Consider the following 16,622-nt stretch of genomic DNA (forward strand, 5'->3'; position numbering starts at 1 on the left):
ATAACATACAAAGCTAAGATATATATGATATAAATGGAGATTACAATCTTTGATAAAGACTTACAAAGGAGAATTAATGATGCTATATACGGAGTAAGTATTTTGGCGTTGTCTCACAAGTATGCGAGAAAGGATCTATTAAAACTAAGGAATGAACTTAAAAATCTTAAAAAGATGATAAATAAGGATTATATCTCGTACGAGGATACTATTACTATTAAGGGAGAATTCGGAGTTATATTATTTTCTCTATCGATTTTGGCACAGAAATACAAGAAAATTAAAGCCGAACTTGACTATATTCAAGATTTACTCCTGTCTTAATTTTATATTTTTAATTTTTAGTTTCTACATTTAAAAAGTATTGGGAAAATACGTCGTTTCTTTTTTATGTTTTCAAACTTATATTTATGAAAAGCTTATAGGATAATGTTTATAAATATATTATTGTGCTGTATTACCTTATAGAAGTAATATTATCTGCTCTAGGCTTTTACATGGGGAGTGAGTTGATTGTAAGAGGAGGTAAAGAAATAATACACCAAGGTTTCATGCTTGGAGCTCTTTCGGCTCTGCCAGAGTTAATAGTTTTAAGTAACCTACTCTTTCACAGAAATTTTTATCTAGCTTTGTCTTCATTCTTCGTAACTACGCTTACAATTTATACACTGGGTATAGCAATAGTAAGCGTATCAGTTTTCCTAAAATGGAGGAAAAGGAGAATCAGTATTGCTAATTTTAAAGAAAGGAGAATTATTCTAGTAATAATAGGAATTTTAATATCAATTTTTATATTACAAAAAATAAATCTTGCAATAGGTATTGCTTCTCTATTCATTTTGAGTTATTATCTAATATTCAGACTTCATGACGTTAATCTTTCTACTAAGCCCTTACTTTTCATGATCTTCGGAATAATTATTCTTTGGATTTCTTCAAATAATTTAGTTTCAGTTGCTTCAAAGTTCTTGCCTCAGTGGGCTTTCACTGTTTTCCTATTGCCTATTGCGCTAAATATTCAGGATATAATAGTTGCAATAAAAGGGAGTTTATTAAGCCCAGAAATAGGTTCTCAAATGACCTTAAGCTTTATAGTTGAGACTATAATCTTGAGTTCTTTTACCTTAAGTTTAGTTGGATTTTTAGGAGGAATTGAAGGAGTGTTCATAGGTATTAATTATTCTCTCTTATCTTTAATACTAGTCAGTCTTATAATGTTCATGCTCTTTAATAATAATAATCTCTCCATAAAGGAGAGCGTAGTATTACTAGCAATGTACTCCTTAGTTCCAATATCAATCTTACTTCATGCCTAAAGCCTAGGCTTAAAGCTTTCGTACATCTTGAGTGTTTCCTCTGTAACACTTGGTTTTACTTTTTCCAGGACCTTTGTAAAATCATCCATAGTAACTTCAGTTCTAAGGGTGTTAGTCATGGAAGCTTCCTTAAGTAAATTCCTCCTTATTTCATCTACTATTAATTTCAAGTCTGCAGGAGTATAATTTTCTGTAATTTTAGCAACTTTCTCTATAACTTTTTCATCAACTTGTAATCCCTTAACTAGCACATTGAGAACTTTTATTCTTCCATCATAATCCGGCGGAGGTACGTAAATTATTTTATCAATTCTTCCGGGTCTTAGAATCGCTGGATCTAAATCCCAAGGCCTATTCGTGGCTCCAACAAGTATAATATCATCAGTTTCTCTTATTCCGTCTATTTGAGTCAGCAGTTCAGTTAAAGCATTTCTCCATTCATTAAACATTCTATTCTTTGCTATCATATCTATTTCATCAATGAAAATTACTGCAGGAGAATTATCCCTTGCTATGTTAAATTTCTCTGCTATAACTTCTGGAGCTTTAAATTGAGCTGATGCAATTTCTTCTCCAGACAAGATTATGAAAGAAGCTTTCAATTCATTTGCCATAGCCTTAGCGATACTCGTCTTACCTGTCCCCGGAGGCCCGTAAAGTAGCATTCCTTTTACTGGCTTTATACCTAGTTTCTCAGCGAATTCCTTGTTTTTTATTGGCAATTCTATGGATTCTCTTATGATCTCTTTAACTTTTTCTAGGTCTCCTAAATTATCCCATGTAACATCAGGAACTCCGAAAGGTTTCTCTAGTATCTTTTCCCTTGAATATTTTTTAGCTAAATTCTCAAATTTTATTAAGGTAGATATTTTTACTGACGGTTTGAAATTCTCTATGAATCTTAGGTAATCTTCTGTTATAGGATTCTGTATTTTAGATTTAACTTCATCCACAATTAGTTTAATATCCGCTGGAGAAAATCTTTCAGATCTTCTAGCCAGAAGCTTATAATCTATATTGGGATCTTTAATATACCCCATCCATATTTCTTTCCTACTTTCTTCATCGGGCAACGGAACATGAATTACCTCATCAAATCTTCCTGGCCTTAGGAATGCCTCATCAATTTCTTGAGGTAGATTAGTTGTGCCTATAATAAGGATTTTATCTCCTTTATCGTGAAATTCTTGAATTCTATTTAAGAGAATATTTATTAGTCTATGTGTAACCTCGTGTACGTCGCTTTCCCTATTCATTGTAAAGCTGTCAATTTCATCAATGAAAAGTACTGCAGGTTGGTTTGATTCAACTTTATCAAGAAACGAAGTTAGTAAAATCTCACTTTCACCATACCATTTACTCAGCACATCAGAAGCATTTAACTGGAAGAAGTTCCATCCCAATTTATTTGCAATAGCCTTTGCCAGGCTGGTTTTTCCAGTCCCAGGTGGACCGAAGAGTACTATACCGTAAGTCTTACCTTTTTTGACTTCTTCGGCAATTTCTCCTAATCTCTCCTTTACGTCTTTTAGGTCGTATAAATCTTCCAACCTTATGTTCGGCACGTATTTGATGACTTTCTTATGCCTATTAGCTATTCTGTTTGCTCTCATCATCATTAAGATAAACAGGAAAGGCACTATGAAGAATAAGATTTGTAGTATTTCTATTGCAAGCTGAAGTGCACTAGAGACGCTCACAAATTCTATATGTCTTCCAAAAGGATAAACCTTGCGTATTATTTTTAAAGAATGAGTCATCTAAATCCTTTAAGTATAAGAATTCTTTTTAATCTCTACTTTGTAATTAACATATGATAGTTGATGTTCTAATAGCTGGAGCAGGAGGAGCCGGTTACCCTGCGGCATTTAGGTTAAATAAGGCAGGTTTAAAAGTAGCAATGGCAGACCCTAAAGGAGAGTTAGGAGGTAATTGCTTATATCAGGGCTGTGTGCCGTCTAAAACTATGAGGGAGTTGGCTCACCTTTATTTGAGGGCAAGAAAACTGTTAGGCTTTAATGAAGTAGTTTCGTTTGAAAAAGTTCAAGATCACAAGGACTTTGTTCAAGAAACCAGATTTAAGCAACATAAACAAGAGTTGTCAGAGACTTCAGTGGATTTTTACAAAGGAGAAGTAGAAATTATAGATAATCATCATGCAATTATTAAAGGAGAAAAAGATGCACAGATAGAGTACAAGTACCTTATCTTAGCTAGTGGGAGTGGACCATTCGTGCCGAGGTTTCCAGGCTCAGAATATTGTATAACTAGTGATGATCTTTACAAGTACAAGACTTCTATAAGGAAATTACCCAAGGAAATGGTAATAATAGGTGGAGGTTACATTGCTCTAGAGACTGCATCAATTATGAACGTTCTAGGTACTAAAGTTCATGTATTGGTTAGGTCAGACAGAGTTCTTAGAGGACTGGATACAAGGTTAGTTTCATCTTTACTTTCAATGTTAGATAAGAATATAGACATTAAGTTTAACTCTCCAGTCATTGAAGTACAAAAGGTAGGAGAGAACGAATATAAAGTGATATATTCAGAGAAGTCCGAGAAGAAGGAAATTACAGCAGACTTAGTTATGTTAGCTACTGGCAGAAAGCCCGTATATCCTAAAGGAATAGAGAAACTCGGTTTAGCTATTGGAAGGAGTGGTGTAATGGTTGATGAGACTATAGTGAGTAGTGTAAAAAACGTTTATGCTCCAGGAGATGTTAACGGTAGATCGATGTTCTTCCATTCAGCAGTAAGGCAATCCTTAGTTGCAGCCCATAATATACTTGCAGGGACTCCTATAGATTACATGGATTTTGAGAGTGTACCTAAATCCATATTTACAATTCCTTCAATAGCTTATGTTGGGATCTTACCTGAGGAGGCTAAAAGGAGAGGAATAGAGATAGTAGAAGCGTCTTACCCATTAATTAAGGATTCGAGAGCGCAAATGTATGATGAAGCAGAAGGTGAAATTAGATTATTCGTTGAAAGAGGATCTTTAAGGGTAATTGGAGGCTGGATAATAGGAATAGATGCACCAACAATGATAAATGAAATAGGTACTGTAGTAGCAAACGGTTTAACAGCTAGGCAGATGGCTGATTATGCAGATCAACATCCGATGAGTAATGAAAGTATAAGTTATGCTGCAAGAAGTATATTTTAATAAAAAATTTTCATTTTGGCATATTCCTTGTTATTTTTTCTCTTATTTGAGGATCTACTTGCTCTAGTGCTTGAGTTAAGAATTTCATATCTCTATCATGAAGCTCTTTAGGTAATTGAGATGATGCCTGCATTCTTAATTGTACGAATGCTTTTAAAACGTCGTCTGGTAACGTTGAAGCAAGCTTGAGGTTAGTTTTGCACAGATTTATGTAATCCTCGTCAGTAGCTTTTTCAGCCATTTCTTGTATTAGCGCTTTTAAGTTAGCTATTTTATCTTCATCTTTCATTTGGAGAAGTTGTTGAAACATTTTACCCATTGTTTCTTCTCTTTCCTTATCTGGCATTTTGGCTATTTGGAGAATAGAAAGTTGAGACATAAAATAAAAACAGACTTTAAAAGTTTTAAATCTTAATCATAAAAAACTTGTTAAAATTAATAAACCCCGTTAAATTCTCTTTGCCCTTACCAGGTCATCTATTTTAGTAGTAGCCTCACCATTTTTCTCTATTTCCTGTTTTGCTGGGTAATAATCAAGATAATTTGGTACATTTTGCATTATTCTCTCTTCGAATGTTGAAACTAATTCATTCTCATAGAATATTCCAATAGGTATTTTATCTCCCCACTCGAAGGCTTTCAGTATTGCTCTTTCAAATTTAGTTTGTTGTTCAGCTTCGCTCTTTACCTTTGGATCCCACGTTGGATCACTGTCTAGCTTGTAAATTCTCTTATCATACCATTCCTTAGTGTTTATATCATTATAAGTAGGACAAGGCTGTAGGATATCTATGAAAGCTAAGCCTTTATGCTTTATTGCCTTAACCATTAAATCTTTAAGGTGCATTATGTCATATGCATATCCTCTAGCAACGAAAGTATAGCCTGAGGATAAAGCTACCGAGATCGGGTTTACTGCATCGTTTATATTAGGTCTTGGTAGAGACTTAGTTTTTTCACCTCTGTGGAGTGTAGGTGAAGCCTGACCTTTAGTTAATCCATAAACTCCGTTATCGTGTATTATTACCGTCATGTCAATATTCCTCCTGCCTGCATTAACAAAATGTCCCATTCCTATTCCTAAGCCGTCTCCGTCTCCAATGTTCACTATTACTTCCAACGATGGATTAGATAGCTTTATCCCAGTAGCGTAAGCTATAGATCTTCCGTGAAGTGTGTGCACTCCTCCTATAGGTAATTGTATGAAGTGCGGTATCTTTCCAGAGCATCCTATTCCTGAAACTACTACAACTTTTTTAGGATCTATTCCTAGTTCCCTTATTGCCATTTCTTCTGCTCTTAATATTCCAAAGTTTCCACAGCCGGGGCACCAATCCACAAATACGGGTTTACGCTCCTGCACTTAACACCACCCTCTTTTCTCCTTTCTCAACAATTTTCTTTACACTTTCAATTATTTCCTCCTTGGTTATAGCTCTTCCTGTCCATTTTAATATATAATGAGTAGGGAATATTCCAGTATTTTCAGTCAATATTTGTGCTCCTTGAGCCAAATAATTATTCTCAACTGCAATTATCATACTCTTACCTTGAAGGAGCTTTTTCATCAAATTCTTAGGATACGGGTTGAACATTTTCACTTGGATCATCATAACGTCCTTTAACTCATCCATTGCATCAATTATTGCACCTTTAGGAGAACCCCAAGTTAATAGCACTATATTCCCGTTGCCTACTACATTAACTCTCTGCTCTTCTGGAATTTCTTTATCAGCAGTTTCTAATTTTCTCATTCTCTTCTCGTACATTTTTATTCTATTTTCTGTTCCTTCCGTTATATGTCCTTCCTCATTATGTTCATCGCCTGCATGAAATATACTTGCCTCTCCTAAGAACGCTCTAGGAGAAATTCCGTCTTCAGTTATTTCAAAGCGGTTGAAAAAGTCTCCAGTAGGCTTTACTATTTTTCCTCTTTCTATTGGAATTTTCTTACCCAGTATGTGATCTTCATCAAATACAGAGTAAGCATTAGCTAACGTTTTTTCTATTACGTGGATTACCGGAGTCTGGTATTTTTCTGCTAAATTGAAAGCCCATATTGCATCCCAGAATATTTCCTCATGATCTCCGGAGGCAACAATTATTCTCGGAAATTCGCCGTGGCCTACGTTGAGTGCAAATTTTAAATCTCCTTGACCTGATCTAGTTGGTAAACCGGTTGATGGAGCTCCTCTCATGTAATAAGTTATAACTAACGGTGCTTCGTTCATTCCTGCCCAGCTTATTCCCTCAGACATCAAAGCAAATCCTGGGCCAGAAGTTGCAGTTGCTGCTCTGGTTCCAGTCAATGTTGCACCAATGGCCATATTTACTGCTGCTAATTCATCTTCTGCTTGAACAACTACTGCTCCGCCTTTTCTTAATTCGCCTGCCTCTACTATCATATCGAGGTTCTGATTAGCCTCAATGTAAGTGCTTTCATCACTTGCAGGAGTTATTGGATAATACGATTGAAACCTAAGTCCTGCTGCCATTTTTCCTATTGCAGATATTGTATTTCCGTCAACCTGTATTCTTGGTTTTGATACGGGAATTTCTGGTAACTTATAGTGATTCTCTGCTGCACTATACCCTAATTCTGCAGCCATCGTATTGAATTTGACGAAAAGTTCGTTTTTAAACAAGGAAGATATTGCCTGTTTTAAATACTCCAATTTAAAGCCAAAGAGTGACATTGAAGTAGCAACTGCTATAATGTTCTTAGCTCTCTCAACTACGGAGAGTGGTAATTTATAAGTATCTGCAACTTTTTTCAATAATTCTAAGTAATTAATCGATATTGTTTTTACTCCCTTTTTCTCAAGAAATGATATTACATCTTTTACAGTATCGCCTAACCCGTTTTTTGTTAATAGATCTCTTACTTGATCAGCTATTTCTGGTTCCATTGATCTTACCATATCTAGATTGGTTCCTTCTACTCCTTTATCGTAAATAATGAAGTCGGTAACTTCTGTAAAGTGTTGAAATATTGTTTCTGCATCAAAAGTTGCTAATACATTTATAGTGGAGGATATACTATGTAAAGGTTTTTCACTGAATACTACTTGAAAATACGAATGTCTTCCTTTGATATTTGAGTAGTATTCTCTATTTCCATAAAGATAATAACCGGCTCTTGCTACTGCGTTACCGAAGATTGTTGCTGAAGTGTCTACTCCTAATCCTTGTGCTCCTCCTATCATCCAAGAATATCGTGACATATTATAAATTCTCCGTCATAGGTTATAAAATGCTCTCACGTAATTTTATAAATGATTATTTTAACAAAGTTAATTGGCGTACTATAATAGAAAGTTAAATAATATCATATACGTAATATCTAATTAGTAATGTAAACATTATAAAAACTTAAGATGGTATTATCTTGGAGTTCTTAAAAATTTTCTAATATTAATCTTACGTTATCTAATCACTTTCAACCTTGACTCTGGGAAAAATAAATATACTACTAAGGGTAGTTAGCACCTATGAAGCAACAAGAAATAATTTCAATAAAAAATGATATGTTTATTTCAAAAGATGCTACAGATATGATAATGTATATGAAGCCTGGAGAGAAAATAATCTTTAAGAAAAACAACTCAGTATCCTTAATAGTACATAAAGGAGAAGGAGAACTGAGCGTAGGGAAGAGACGTGTAAAACTAAGGGAGAAAAGTACGATAATAAGTAAAGAATCTGCAGAGAAAATTGTAATAGCTATAACTTCAATGTTGTTATTTATTCATATAGAGTCGATAGCTTAGATTTTATTCTCAATTCTTTTTAACCTAACTTTTTCCTCGAAATTATTCTTAAATTCGTTTATCCACCTAGAAAGGAATAGCTTAGAAATCTTTTCAGACCATCCGTCGTAGTCAAATGTTAATATAACTTTATGCTCTTCAATTAAGAAGTCTAAGTTACCAGTACCTCCTCTATTTATTGTGAAGGCATATTTTACTCTACCTTCATCAGAGGAGTAATAATTACCGACGAGGTCGAAAGGCATGCCTAAGAATTTTCCCTTGCAAGTATATTTTCCGTCATTTGCCTTAACTTCTTTAATTGGAGGAAATAGATTGGGTAAAACGAAAGAAGGATCGGATAAAACTACTAATAACGCATTACTCTCATGTTTAGTTTCTATTTCAACACTAATTCTCATTATTCATCATTATAGAATTTGAACCCAAAGGTTATAAGAGTATGCCGTTTTAACATTAAATAGAAATTAACAGATATTATCTATATTCAACATTAAACTCATGATTACATTTTATAAAGAAAACTTTATTAACTAGAAAGACAATATATGTAAATCTGTGACCAGTATGAGTAGTGAAATAATATGCCCAAAGGATAAAATAGTCTTTGACGCTAATAGGGGGGAGTACATCTGTACAGAGACTGGAGAAGTCCTAGAAGATAAAGTTGTCGATCAAGGACCAGAGTGGAGAGCTTATACTGAGGAAGAAAACAGGGAGAGAAGCAGAGCAGGTACGATTAACTTAGCAGTTCACGATATGGGGCTTTCAACTTACATGGATGTAAAGGCTAAAGATAGAATAAAGGCAATGAGGTTAAGGAAATTACAAATAAGGTCAAGAGTGGGAACCTCAGAGCAGAGAAACCTAGTCAAGGCAATGACTATCCTTGAGAGGATTATAGATAACTTAGGCTTACCAAAAGCTGTAAAAGAAGAGGCCGCAATTATTTACAGGAAAGCTTTAGATAAAAAATTAATAAAAGGTAGGAGCATCGAGGAAGTAGTTGCTGCCTCAGTTTATGCTGCTTGTAGGAAGTTGAATATTCCAACTACATTAGATGAAATAACTAAAATAACATCTGCGAATAAAAAAGAGATAGGAAAAGCTTATAGGCTCTTGTTAAGGGAAGATGTTACTGAAGTTCCTGCCAGTGACCCTAAGTACTACGTCATGAAGATAGCCTCATTACTAGGACTCAGCGGTAAAGTGATGACTGCTGCCATGGAAATAGTGGAAAGAGCTAAGAAAGCTGGAATAACTTCTGGAAAAGATCCTGCAAGTATTGCAGCTGCTGCAGTATATATCGCGGCAAATATCAACGGAGAGAGAAGATCCCAGAGGGAAATTTCTGAAGTCTCTGGAGTAACTCAAGTGACTATAAGGAATAGGTATAGGGAAATAGCCAGAGAATTAGGAATAGACATAGAAGGAATAAACTAAAGTTTTCTTAATTATGAATATTTCCTTAAGATTTATATTGAGATAGTATAATTTCTCATATGCAAAGATCTTATATTCTCCTCATTGTTAGCATTGCTTTCTATTTAATAGTATTTAAGTCAGTTTTTAATGCTTTTTCTCTAGCTGACACCGAGTCCAGTATCATCGGTGCATTAACAAAATTATCTTGGAACAAATTGAGGTCAACAACATGCCTAAAAAGAATGTAAATAAACGTGCGTATGCATTTATTTTATCGTTTTTGCTTCTTTTTTCCGTTTACCTTAGTTCATTTGATGAGCTTATATTATTTCTTATTATACTAATTTTATTTATGATTTTAAGGTTAGATTCTCGTTTTTTTATTATTATGGGTATAATTGCCTTAGTAATTTCGTCCTTATCTTTTTCAGTTACTCTGGGTAACGTTGCCTATTTTTATCTTCTTTTTGGCGTTACTGGAATACTAATACAAGATTTTCTAATTAATAATAAAATGAGCAATAAAGTAAATGAAAAAGCCCGTAAAAGAAGAGTAAAGAAAAGGAGGTAAGAAAAATATTGTGTGAACCCAGTAATTAATAAGACATTAATCATACTACTGATCGTACATTTTCACTCTTGTCAGTTATTCGAAGTTTAAAGGGTAATAATACTTCTCAAGTTATACGCACACTTTCCGTACGTCAGGATGAAGTCTTGCCATTCAAAGTCTCAGGAAGTATACATTTCCACTTTAACTAAAGGCGTATTTTCAATGGATTACGTAGCTTTTGCACTATGTTTATTTACTTCATTATTTATTTTAAGAATAATTGTCATGAAAAGTTATATACAATAATTTAATCATATCTTTAGATAAATTTTACGACTAAAATTTAAATTCCTTTTTAAAGTATGTTAATATGTGATAGTAACTTTTGCACCATTGCCTAGCTATGGCAAGTCTCACGTTATTTCTTTCTTATCTATGGGATTGTCTAAAAAAGGAAAGAAAGTGCTAATAATAGACCTAGATCCTAAGCTTTTCATAACAAGTTTCTTTGTTAAAGAAAACAAAATTTATCCTGGTATTAATTCTTTCCAAAATATAGATATAGTATCTTTACCATTCTTTGAATACTCATTTTCCAGTCTAAATTATAATATCCTAAGTAAAATGATGAAGGATACTAAAATAGATACTTCAAGTTACGATTTTGTATTTATTGATTTTAAACCTGGTGTTTCAATAGTATCTATGAATTCTGCAGAGTTTTCTAATTTTATTCTTTCAACTATATCTAATGCTAAAATAAAAGAATTTAGAGAAGGAATGCAAGCCGTAGTTCAATGGATTTCTGATTTTAATCTGGACTTAAAATACGTAGGAAATATTATAATTGCTGAGACCAAACCAGAAGAGCTCGCTCAGCAGGCATACTTAGGCTTAATTGATGCCCTAAAGCCCCTATCTGATAGAAAAATTGAGAATGTAAAAAAGAGAATATATCCATTTAATGGGAGTCTAAATTTTGTAAATTTTAATACTATTATTCCAGTTAGAAAAGATCTGAATGATCTGAAATTTACAGATAAAAGGAAGTATCCTCCAGTCTACAGACTATTAAACTATGAGAGAACAAGAAATATAGTTAATGATATAGTGAATGAATTTCTAAATAGAGTTGAGATGGCCTGAATTAGTATTCTCCAAGCGTCCCTTTTTCCCTAGCTTTTCTGAACGCTAAAGAATACAACAGAAGCCCTAGCGGGATTAGAATGATATTAAACATTAATAGAATTTCCACACATCTCATCACTTGAAATATACTGTATCCATAAAGCATAGAATTTCTTAATCCATTCAAAGCCCAAGTTAAAGGCAATGCATAACTTATGTAACTTATTTGCGTAGGCATTATAGTTACTGGAAATACTACTCCACCTAAAAGAGTAGTAAATGTAGAGAAGAAGAACGAGATCGGATTCCCTTGTTTTATTATCATTGTGAATGCTGCAGACATGAATGCTATACCTAGGGTGGAAGAGATTAAGAGAATAGCCAAGAGCAACGTGCTTAATAAATTAATTTCATATATAACTCCTAGTAAATGACCCACGGTAAGTATGATTGCAGCATTTATTGTATTAACAGTAAATCCCCATAACGCAGAATATACCAAGAAAGACAGAACTCCAGACTTAGAAAGTACGTAATATTCTATCGTTCCGTAAAGCTGCTCGTTCCTAATTCTTTGACTTATTGTTGTGATTACAGAAGAAACGTAGCCTTGGAAAGCTAAGCCTATTACGAAGAAGCTAGTATAATCCGGTACATGAATGCCCTCAACAACCTTATTCCCTAGAGAAGTGCCTACAAAGTAATAAGTAAATACTGGTAAAGTCCACGAAAGTACGGTAAGTATAACTTGAGTTCTATAAGACGACCATACTTTGAATCCCCTAATGTATAGGAAAGAATAAATTTTACCTGTTATTCCCTTAATCTCCATGGTCTGCTCCTCCCCCTACCTATATCTTCCTCAACGTCTCCTACGAAATGTATATAAATATCGTCTAATGTAGGTTCACTCTCGTCTATTTCCTTATAATGTAGCTGGAATTTATCTATTTCGGTTTCAGGTATTCTTAAAATGTACTCCTCACCACTAGAATAAATTACAAATTTTTTTATCTCATTATTTATTTCATTAGTTGCTACTTCTAAAACTTTTCCTGTTATTCTTTTTAATTCGCCTAAAGTACCACCTGCAACAATTTTTCCCTTCTTTATTAGGAATATTACATCTGCAAGTTCCTCTATTTCCCTTAGATAATGGGAAGATAATAGGATAGTTTTATTCTTATCTTTCAAGTTCCTTATAGTAGCTCTAAATTCTCTGGCAGAAACTAAATCCAATCCTAGAGTAGGTTCATCCATTAAAAGAACTGGCGGATCAGTTATTAACGCTCTTGCTAAAGCTAGTTTTTTCTGCATTCCAGTACTGAACTTCATATAAGGAATATTTTTCCACTCTCTTAGTCCAACGAACTCAAGCAATTCGTTTGCTCTCCTTTTAGCTTCTCCCAAAGAAAGGCCTTGCAGACTAGAGAAGAAGATTAGGTTATCTAACGCTGTCAATCTATAGTAGAAGGCTCTTTCGCTTACTGTAACTAATCCTATACTTTCTCTAACTTTCTTTTCTTCCCTAGTTACGCTGTAGCCATTTACAAAAGCGTCACCGGAAGTAGGTATTATTAAAGTTGATAAAATCTTTAATAATGTAGTCTTACCTGCACCGTTATGTCCCACAAGAGCTCCTATCTTGCCCTTTTCTATCTTAATATTTACTGAATCTAGGGCTTTTATCTCTTTTCTCTTTATTTTAAAAATCTTTGTTAAATCTACAGTCTCAATCAAAAAAATCTACCGATATCGATTTAGTTTTTTACTTTTTAAGCTTTAATTAGAATATGCCAGATGGAAAAATACCTTTGCAGGCAGAAGTCTATTTAGACGGAGAAAAAGTGGACGCAAAAGTTTTCCTCCATGTTAAGGGGTATAAAAGAGCTAGAGTTACTCACATAGATGTTGAAGGAGATAAAATCAAGGGTTTATTAAGGCCCAGACATTCAGTATATCCCCTAGTTGAATGGAAAGGAAACGAAGTAACTTTTCCAATAAATGAGCATAAAATAAGATTAATTTTACCGGAAATTTCGCTGGACTTTAACGCTAATCTTTATGTTGGAGGTAAGGGTAAAGGTATCTTTCTCGGTTTTCATAAGAACGAAATTAGACAACTAGAGGAAATAGCTAGACAGAAAGGTGTAGAACCCATCAGTAGAAGGTCTTAAAAATATTTTAGTATTACGTAATCAAAATTTTCGTAGTTTAAAGAGACAACTTTGATAGTTTTCAAGCATATATTACCAGACTTCTACAATTGAAATATTTTTGAAGGAAACGATTTATTCATTTTCTCAAATTAGCCTTATTTATTAACATCCAGAGTAGGTTAAATTTAAATTGCAGGGGCTAAGTTTTATCCGAAATGGCCCAAAGAAAAGATCTCTTCATTAGGGAATCCTCCGGTTTAGTAAGAGAAGTGAGCCCTTGGGCTTCCTTATCAGCAACCTTCGGATTAGTGACTGGAGGAGTTCCAATTTTAATACTAAGTTGGCTTTTTACTGCACCAGGAGCGAATTGGATTTTATCTTTCCTATTGATGTTACCGCCTACATTAGGAACAGCTTTCTTATTTTACATAGCTGGAATTTCAATGCCTAGAGCTGGGGGAGATTATGTATTCAATAGTAGGGCAGTTCATCCTGCTATAGGCTTCATCAATTATTTTGGATTGTTTGTAGCTTTTGCTCTATCCTTAGGATATTACAGTTATTTAGCTGCACAATGGTTCGGATATTTGTTTTCCTCAATAGGATTAGCTTATTCAAACCAGTTTTTCCTCAGTTTAGGCTGTTGGTTTTCTGGGACAATAGGTAGTATAGTTGTCGGAATAATAGTAGTTTTCCTTTCTATTGTATTATCAATAATTCCCAGAGTACAATGGCGTTTCGTCTTTTGGGGAGGAATAATAACTCTTATCACATCAATTGTGATGTTTTACTATTTACTTCAAATATCTCCATCATCTTTTTCCACAGCATTATCTTCCTCAACAGGAATAAGCAATGCTTATAGCGAAGTAATTAGCGATGCTACGTCCAATGGATTAAAATTCTATACTCCATTATACGCAACTTTCCTAGCGGGACCAGTAATCTGGTATTACTACACGTGGTATAATTTACCTGCATCTTGGGCTGGAGAAATGAAACAGGTAAGGAAGAACGTTCTATATTCTATACTGGTAGCTATTTTAATAATTGCAGTATATTACATTGCTTTTACTTACATAAATTTGAGAGCATTTGGATGTAAGTTCCTAACATCTTGGAGCTACATAAGTAACTGTGGAATTAACGATCCTGTCTATAAGTCCCTATCTTCAATAGGTGACTTTACTCCATATTTTGCTCTCATTGTGGATCATAATTTGATAGTGTTTATGATAATGTTCATAGCCTTATGGTTACCTAACTTTTACAGTAATCCTCCGTTAGTAACTTCGTTAGTAAGATATTTATTTTCCTGGTCTTTCGACAGGATAATGCCTTCTTGGATGGCAGATGTTAATGAGAAGATGAGAGCTCCAGTAAAAGCTACTCTACTTGTAGGTATAATGGGAATTGCGGGAGTTTTACTTTATGCTTTCAATACTGTCATAGCATTAGTAGACGTTACAGTAATTTTTGAGATAGGCTACGCAATCTTTGCGTTATCAGTAGCGCTAATGCCTTATGTAAGAAAACAGGTTTATGAAAGATCAGTCCCAATAAAGAGGAAAATACTTGGAATCCCAATAGTTAGCTTAATAGGTTTTCCAATCTTCGCGTTCTTAGCATTTATCTTAGCCATAACTTGGGGAAATCCGATTCTTTTGCCAATTAATATTCAGACGTTAGCTAGCTTGGGAATAATATATGCTGGAGGTGGAATAATCTATTTCATTGCAGCACAGTTAAATAAAAAGAAGGGAATAGAAGTATCGTTGTTATTTCAAGAAATACCTCCGGAATAATTTTCTTTAACGTTTTTCTCTTCTTTCCTTATGTAAAACTTTCTAGCTATGGTAAATAACACTATTACGACGTATGAGTCAACGAACGGAGCAAAATCTGTAACATAAAAGCTAAACTGCGTATGGTTACCTAGTATATAAACTAGAACAAAGCCTAACCATTCTGACCATGCAAACATTGTAGTAATTATCATCTTCAAGTTCTTCATGATAAAAGCTATAGGGGTAGTTACAGCCCATAAGATCATTATAATCGGATTAACGTTAGCGTAAAATCCGTGACCCATACCGAATGGATGAATGTTTAAAAACCAATCCCAAGGAGCTGAAATTTGAGTCACTGCATTCAAGGATATATGTCCATTACTTACATCCCAAATTACCGTATTGTCAATTTTAGCATGAAGCCAGGCTAAAGGTCCTCCTACATAGATTATTATAGGTAACGAGACTATGATGTAAACCAATGCTGGAATTGCCAAACCTAGATAAGCTCTTTTGATGGGCCTTTTTTCAATTTCACCAATATAATATAATGCTGGAAAGATTAACATGACGGCAGGCTCCTTTGAAGCTATTGCTAAGCCTAAAAATATCATAGACAGTAACAGTTTATTCTTTAAGAGGAAATATAAGCTAAGAAAACTGAAAAAAGCTACGTATATATCAAGCATTGCTGTTCCGTGAAGTACCCATAAATTAGGGCAAGAAGCTAATATTACTGCAGTGAAAATCCCTCCCAAATTGCCTATTAAATCCTTACCTAGTACTTCCCTAGTGAAGAAGAAGCCTGTTATTAAAATTAAGTCGCCTATTATCCAGCTAGGTATTCTCCAAGCTAAAGGCGAATAGCCCATGATTAAGATAAATATATCCATGATATACTTTGCTAAGGGCGGATGACAAATATTAATAAATGTACAAATTCCGGGATGACCGGTAGGATAAGGAAAATACATTGGAGGACTTACGTGAAATATGAGCTTAAGCATATTATAAGCGGCAGTTGGATACCAGACTTCGTCGCCTATATAAGCATTAACTGGAAGGAATGTCTTTACGGTGAAATAAGTATATACTGCAACTACTATACCAAGAGTAGAATAGAAAATTAAGTCGAGATATTTCCTTATCATAAAATGATTTTTACCCGGTTATAATTAAGTCTATTCAAAACTATTATTAGATGACTTTAATGAAGAATAACTGTAACAAATCTCAAAATTATATCCAATTTTTTTACATGAAATCTCACTTTTTGTCTCTAACGTGCTAAGCATAATATATAGGTTAT

Annotated in this window: 17 protein-coding genes; 9 read left to right on the forward strand and 8 right to left on the reverse strand. The window is 34.1% G+C overall.

Translation table 11 applies throughout. From position 1 onward, the window contains the following. Window positions 1–33: 33 nt before the first annotated feature. Window positions 34–324: a hypothetical protein gene (locus tag HS5_RS06620; protein ID WP_236753376.1), complete on the forward strand. Its 291-nt coding sequence runs from the start codon at window positions 34–36 to the stop codon at window positions 322–324. Between the two features lie 125 nt (window positions 325–449). Continuing rightward, window positions 450–1,316, forward strand: coding sequence for a hypothetical protein (locus HS5_RS06625; RefSeq protein ID WP_236753377.1), 867 nt, complete (start codon window positions 450–452; stop codon window positions 1,314–1,316). Here HS5_RS06625 and HS5_RS06630 read toward each other — a convergent pair. Continuing rightward, a complete protein-coding gene (locus HS5_RS06630) occupies window positions 1,313–2,935 on the reverse strand; it encodes an AAA family ATPase (protein WP_236753487.1) in 1,623 nt (540 codons plus the stop codon). The genes HS5_RS06625 and HS5_RS06630 overlap by 4 nt on opposite strands. A gap of 194 nt (window positions 2,936–3,129) precedes the next feature. On the opposite strand from HS5_RS06630, the gene HS5_RS06635 reads away from it, so the two are divergent. After that, window positions 3,130–4,488 carry a dihydrolipoyl dehydrogenase gene (locus HS5_RS06635; protein WP_236753378.1) on the forward strand — a complete coding sequence of 453 codons (1,359 nt, stop codon included), beginning with the start codon at window positions 3,130–3,132 and terminating at the stop codon, window positions 4,486–4,488. Between the two features lie 10 nt (window positions 4,489–4,498). Here HS5_RS06635 and HS5_RS06640 read toward each other — a convergent pair whose 3' ends face one another. The 3 genes from HS5_RS06640 to HS5_RS06650 form a co-directional block, all read right to left on the reverse strand. Beyond that, the gene (locus HS5_RS06640; RefSeq protein ID WP_236753379.1) at window positions 4,499–4,867 is read right to left on the reverse strand and encodes a dehydrogenase; all 369 of its coding nucleotides are present in this window, start codon (window positions 4,865–4,867) and stop codon (window positions 4,499–4,501) included. A gap of 69 nt (window positions 4,868–4,936) precedes the next feature. Then, on the reverse strand, window positions 4,937–5,851 hold the full coding sequence (locus HS5_RS06645; protein ID WP_236753380.1) for a 2-oxoacid:ferredoxin oxidoreductase subunit beta: 915 nt from the start codon (window positions 5,849–5,851) through the stop codon (window positions 4,937–4,939). Continuing rightward, window positions 5,838–7,712, reverse strand: a complete 1,875-nt coding sequence (locus HS5_RS06650) for a 2-oxoacid:ferredoxin oxidoreductase subunit alpha (protein WP_236753381.1) — start codon at window positions 7,710–7,712, stop codon at window positions 5,838–5,840. Before HS5_RS06650 ends, HS5_RS06645 begins: the two co-directional genes overlap by 14 nt. A gap of 267 nt (window positions 7,713–7,979) precedes the next feature. Between HS5_RS06650 and HS5_RS06655 the strand changes: the two genes are divergently transcribed. Beyond that, window positions 7,980–8,258, forward strand: a complete 279-nt coding sequence (locus tag HS5_RS06655) for a hypothetical protein (protein ID WP_236753382.1) — start codon at window positions 7,980–7,982, stop codon at window positions 8,256–8,258. Here the strand turns inward: HS5_RS06655 and HS5_RS06660 are convergent. Then, window positions 8,255–8,659 (reverse strand): DUF3211 domain-containing protein, encoded by a 405-nt coding sequence (locus tag HS5_RS06660; protein WP_236753383.1) that lies wholly within the window; start codon window positions 8,657–8,659, stop codon window positions 8,255–8,257. The two genes, HS5_RS06655 and HS5_RS06660, sit on opposite strands and share 4 nt — an antisense overlap. A gap of 166 nt (window positions 8,660–8,825) precedes the next feature. Between HS5_RS06660 and HS5_RS06665 the strand changes: the two genes are divergently transcribed. From HS5_RS06665 to HS5_RS06675, 3 genes are all read left to right on the forward strand, one after another. After that, window positions 8,826–9,701: a TFIIB-type zinc ribbon-containing protein gene (locus tag HS5_RS06665; RefSeq protein ID WP_236753384.1), complete on the forward strand. Its 876-nt coding sequence runs from the start codon at window positions 8,826–8,828 to the stop codon at window positions 9,699–9,701. 370 nt (window positions 9,702–10,071) lie between these two features. After that, window positions 10,072–10,254: a hypothetical protein gene (locus HS5_RS06670; protein ID WP_236753385.1), complete on the forward strand. Its 183-nt coding sequence runs from the start codon at window positions 10,072–10,074 to the stop codon at window positions 10,252–10,254. Between the two features lie 354 nt (window positions 10,255–10,608). Next, entirely contained in the window at window positions 10,609–11,382 is a 774-nt protein-coding gene (locus tag HS5_RS06675) for an AAA family ATPase (protein WP_236753386.1), read from the forward strand. A gap of 1 nt (window position 11,383) precedes the next feature. Here HS5_RS06675 and HS5_RS06680 read toward each other — a convergent pair whose 3' ends face one another. Together HS5_RS06680 and HS5_RS06685 are read right to left on the reverse strand one after the other, a co-directional pair. Continuing rightward, complete coding sequence (locus HS5_RS06680) at window positions 11,384–12,196, reverse strand: ABC transporter permease (protein WP_236753387.1); 813 nt, start codon at window positions 12,194–12,196, stop codon at window positions 11,384–11,386. Continuing rightward, entirely contained in the window at window positions 12,178–13,104 is a 927-nt protein-coding gene (locus HS5_RS06685; protein ID WP_236753388.1) for an ABC transporter ATP-binding protein, read from the reverse strand. Before HS5_RS06685 ends, HS5_RS06680 begins: the two co-directional genes overlap by 19 nt. A gap of 53 nt (window positions 13,105–13,157) precedes the next feature. Here HS5_RS06685 and HS5_RS06690 point away from each other — a divergent pair, with 53 nt between their 5' ends. Continuing rightward, window positions 13,158–13,541, forward strand: a complete 384-nt coding sequence (locus HS5_RS06690; RefSeq protein WP_236753389.1) for a transferase — start codon at window positions 13,158–13,160, stop codon at window positions 13,539–13,541. Window positions 13,542–13,738: 197 nt separating this feature from the next. Beyond that, the gene (locus HS5_RS06695; RefSeq protein ID WP_236753390.1) at window positions 13,739–15,328 is read left to right on the forward strand and encodes an APC family permease; all 1,590 of its coding nucleotides are present in this window, start codon (window positions 13,739–13,741) and stop codon (window positions 15,326–15,328) included. Here HS5_RS06695 and HS5_RS06700 read toward each other — a convergent pair. Beyond that, the gene (locus HS5_RS06700; RefSeq protein ID WP_236753391.1) at window positions 15,307–16,464 is read right to left on the reverse strand and encodes a glycosyltransferase family 39 protein; all 1,158 of its coding nucleotides are present in this window, start codon (window positions 16,462–16,464) and stop codon (window positions 15,307–15,309) included. The two genes, HS5_RS06695 and HS5_RS06700, sit on opposite strands and share 22 nt — an antisense overlap. Window positions 16,465–16,622: the final 158 nt, after the last annotated feature.

The sequence above is a fragment of the Acidianus sp. HS-5 genome (genome assembly GCF_021655615.1).
In the GTDB taxonomy this organism is placed as follows: Archaea; Thermoproteota; Thermoprotei_A; order Sulfolobales; family Sulfolobaceae; genus Acidianus.